This is a genomic window from Methanogenium cariaci JCM 10550, from assembly GCF_001315945.1.
GTDB classification, from domain to species: Archaea; Halobacteriota; Methanomicrobia; order Methanomicrobiales; family Methanomicrobiaceae; genus Methanogenium; species Methanogenium cariaci.
This window is the reverse complement of the sequence record NZ_BBBG01000042.1, coordinates 1-3,924: the sequence shown is the minus strand read 5'-3', so window position 1 is coordinate 3,924 and position 3,924 is coordinate 1. Positions and strand designations below refer to the sequence as shown.

The window sequence follows — 3,924 nt, the reverse complement described above, 5'->3', positions numbered from 1 at the left end:
CTGGAGGAAGTTGAGGGCGGCGTGGCACTTGATGAGATCAAGGAACATCGGCAGGTTGCGCCGGTTGGAGGAGAAGGGGGGGAAATGGATACGGCGGGCGAAGGGAATTATCACCCAAGGGAGCCTGAGCCTGAGGCATTCCCCGATTGCCCGGCAGACAAACACGTCCGGGTCAACACCGGCACTCATCAGGGCTGCATCCGCTGCTTTCAGATGGTCAAAGACGGCCTGACCCTGTTCACCGGATTCATCCACCGGGACAATGAGCAGCCGGTTCATGATCGGGTCGGTGCCGTCGGTCTTCATTCGGGAAAGCCACCAGACACAGCGTTCCGGGGGGGTGGTGAGGATTTTCAACTGCCGGTTGCGGCTGAGCTTGCGGAGCTCGGCGGGTTCCCGGAAGTTGTCGGTGGCAGACTTCAGGAGCAACCGCATATCGTCCGGGAAGGTGGTGCCGTCGAAGAGCAGCACCGTACCCGGCTGCATATCCCCGGAGAACTCGAGGGAATTTTTTGAGACCGGACCCTCCATCCGGTGTGCAGCCGGAAGCAGATGGAGCATGGCGTTGCAGGCATGGGTTCTGCCCGTGCCGGATGTGCCGGATATGGCAACGTGCAGGCCCCGGGCGTTCTCCACGGACGATGAGACCGCCGAGAGGAGCAGGCATGCAGCGACAGCATGGTCGCCGACATGGTCACGGTGGAATACGTCGAGTAAAAAGGCGAACGGATCTCCGGATTCGAGGATAGCAGCGGCCTTTTTCCGGTGTTCCGGCAGAATGGACGGGTCACGGAGTGGGGGGATTTTGCCACCGGGCATTCACCAGCGGATCTCTTCGAACCACTGCGGGCGCATGCTTTTGTTTTGTCTGTCATTTCAGTTTTTTTGATCCCGCTCATGGAGACCATCTCCTGTGCACGAGATGCGGTGCACAGGTGAAGAGAGGAAGGCCGGGTATATAATGAAAAAGCGTGCGGAGTGAAAGAAAACAGGGGGGGTCGGAATAATAGCCTGCGCAGTACAGCGTTCGCTCTCTTCACCGGAGAATGGAAAAGCAGGATGCGTCCCCCCCACGGGTGTGGGGGGAACCTGCACCGATGATAGGAACAACGGTAATGGGAACGGGTTCATCCCCACGCCTGTGGGAAACTCGGCCTGCCGGGTTCATCACATCCAGCTACAAACGAACATCCCGATACTGCATTCCGGGATCATCGGGAAATGATCATGCTCATTCAGTCATTCCTGTTCAACCATTCATTTTCGTGCAGATAATTGTTATTGAAATTGTTATTGAAATTGTTATTGATAGGTCCCCCGCTCCTCATTGCAACAGATCACCAACCAAAAAGCCAGCGGGAACGATCACAAAGAGATGATCCCTACTCCCGTTCCTTCACCGACCCTGCGTCACTCCTTCAATCAGCCCCCCCGCATCCCCCCCTCGCCGCGGCCGTCACATCATCCTCTGCCACCACCGCAGATATGACCGCCGCCGAATCGGCACCGGCCCGGAATACGTCCTGCACATTCGCAGGGCCAATGCCGCCGATCGCAACGAGCGGCACGGCGGGGGGGAGGGCATCACGGATCTCCTGCAACAGCACAAGCCCGCGGGCCGCCCCCCCGGCATCCGGCTTCGAGTTCGTGGAAAAGACTGGGCCGAGGGCGACATAATCCGCACCCTCCTCCACCGCCCGGCAGGCCTCCGCCACCGATCCCACCGAGACACCGATAATAAATCTCTTTGAACCATCCGGGACAGCGGTGATCGCCGCCTCCGCCGCGGCCCGTGCCGCCGAAACCGAACCGTCGCTCTGGCCCAGATGCACCCCCCCGTCCGCACCCGATGCCAAAGCAACATCAAGGGAATCGTTCACCACAAAGAGGGCGTCATACTCGGCCATCGCCTCACGGACGGCAACCGCCTCACGGAGCAGGGCCGCCGATGCCAGCTGCTTGTCCCGCAACTGAATGATCCCCGCCCCCCGCCCCGCCACAGCAGCAGCGGCGATCTCTGCATGGGACCGGCCCTGACCGATCAGCGTATCGGTGACCACATAGAGTGCCGGGATGCGGATCTGTTCCAACCAGTCTGCCGGTTGGGATATATTTCTGTGTTCAGCCATAGGTATCAGCTCCGAGTCTAATATTTCAGTTCAGATATTTTTCATATATCTGTTCAGACTGCACCCACGTCTTTCACATCGGCATGGCCCGCAAGATCCTCCTGGGTAAGGTTCGCCATCTCGTCAAAGAGTGCCGTCCGGAACGAGTAAGGCCCGCGAGACTGGGCGGCCGCTCGTTCCCCCCCGCCCGGCTGAAGGCAGCACAGGCAGCCGCACACGATTCCACCAGATCGTCACCTGCGGCTGCAAAGGTAGCCACCACCGATGCGGTCATACAACCCGTTCCCGAAAGACGGCCCATCAGGGGGATTGCCGTTTCCGACCACAAGCGTCCGTTCACCATCCGATATATAGTCCTCAGAACCCGTCATCACCACAACCGTGCCGTACTTCCGGGCACAGGCGGCGGCCACCGCGGCCGGGTCACCCGAAAGGCCCGCCGAGTCCACGCCCCGGACCTCGCCACCAGCACCGGCAAGCACTCCGATCTCACCGGCATTGCCCTTCAGAATGGCAATATCAAGTTCTGCGAGCAGGCGTTCACATGCCTCCGTTCGCATCGCCGTCGCACCCGCCCCTACCGGGTCAAGAATGACCGGGATACCACGGGCATTCGCCGCCTTCCCAGCGATGAGCATCGCATCCACCTGGGCCAGAGAGAGCGTCCCGATATTGAGCACGACGGCACCCGCCATTCCTGCCATCTCACCTGCCTCCTCCGGTGCCGCCGCCATCACAGGCGCCCCCCCCGGCGCAGAGCGTGATATTGGCGCAGTCATTCATAGTTACCGTATTCGTGATGTGGTGTACCAGCGGGTGGCAGGAGCGCACCGCCGCCAGTTCGTCTGCTATTTTCTGAGAATCCATGCGTATTCACCAAACGTGATCATACTATTCGTTTTCAGACGTAAGAAGAGTTTTCACCCCGGCAACCATGCGGAAAAGACCGCACGTATGCACCGGAACACGGCCTCCAACAACTCCATTCCGGCGAAATAAACGAGCAAATATATTTTCGAATGATATCGAAACAGATATCCTTGCCCAAACATACCGGATCATCAGGGGGGGTAGCAGCTGATGTTCAGAGAGAAAACAGCATCATCTCATCATAATACACATATTCGTGACCGTTCAGGAATCATCAGAAGGAAACTCTGATGAAAACGAATCTGCTCTCAACATTAACCATATACTCGCCGGTGATGGCGATGCTGGGCTACCCCCCTCGTCTTTACCATCATTGGCGGCTCGTACATCTCGATTGCACTTGCAGCCATCGCCTCTCTGGGCGCATTGCTGTTTCTGGACTACCTGAGAGAAAAAAGTCACCTGTGGTGGATCGGACTGCTCTACCCCCCCCTGCTTCTCATCCTGATCATCATCACCGAGACATATCTCCTTGCCACCCCGGGATTATTCACCCTGGTCGCGGACGGAATGACCCCCCCGCAAGACTCAGAGGAATGATGTATTATCTCATCGTCCCGACCTCACTCCTGTTCTTCGCCGCGATGACACCGGAGTTCAGAAAGCTGATGAGATTACCCCCCCTGGTGGTTGCCGCATTCATCAGCCTCCTCCTTCTCGTTCCCATGTATGAGACCCTGTCCTATGTATTCTTCCCCCCCCAGAGGGGGGGGCATGGTTTCCGATGCAACAACAGGATTTCTCGTTGCAATCCTCATTGGATTCTGTGGGATGCTATCCTGACAATCCTCGGACTGGTGATGAGTGCCCGGCTTCCCAAACAGATACGCGCTGAGCTTGCGGATAAATAATACCCCCCTGAGAC

At 58.1% G+C, this 3,924-nt stretch carries 3 protein-coding genes and 2 pseudogenes; 2 read left to right on the top strand and 3 right to left on the bottom strand.

Annotated elements, in window-relative coordinates; genetic code table 11:
• The 3 genes and pseudogenes from JCM10550_RS16390 to thiM all read right to left on the bottom strand — a co-directional run.
• Nucleotides 1-819 (bottom strand): annotated as a pseudogene (locus JCM10550_RS16390) (hypothetical protein); the annotation flags it as partial.
• Nucleotides 820-1,418: 599 nt separating this feature from the next.
• Nucleotides 1,419-2,129 (bottom strand): thiamine phosphate synthase, encoded by a 711-nt coding sequence (thiE, locus tag JCM10550_RS16380; RefSeq protein ID WP_083475590.1) that lies wholly within the window; start codon nucleotides 2,127-2,129, stop codon nucleotides 1,419-1,421.
• A gap of 53 nt (nucleotides 2,130-2,182) precedes the next feature.
• Nucleotides 2,183-2,996 (bottom strand): annotated as a pseudogene (thiM, locus tag JCM10550_RS16375) (hydroxyethylthiazole kinase).
• A 429-nt stretch (nucleotides 2,997-3,425) separates the two neighbouring features.
• Between thiM and JCM10550_RS19385 the strand changes: the two are divergent.
• Entirely contained in the window at nucleotides 3,426-3,599 is a 174-nt protein-coding gene (locus tag JCM10550_RS19385) for a hypothetical protein (RefSeq protein ID WP_157200403.1), read from the top strand.
• On the top strand, nucleotides 3,596-3,910 hold the full coding sequence (locus JCM10550_RS16370) for a hypothetical protein (protein ID WP_157200402.1): 315 nt from the start codon (nucleotides 3,596-3,598) through the stop codon (nucleotides 3,908-3,910). Before JCM10550_RS19385 ends, JCM10550_RS16370 begins: the two co-directional genes overlap by 4 nt.
• Nucleotides 3,911-3,924 lie beyond the last annotated feature (14 nt).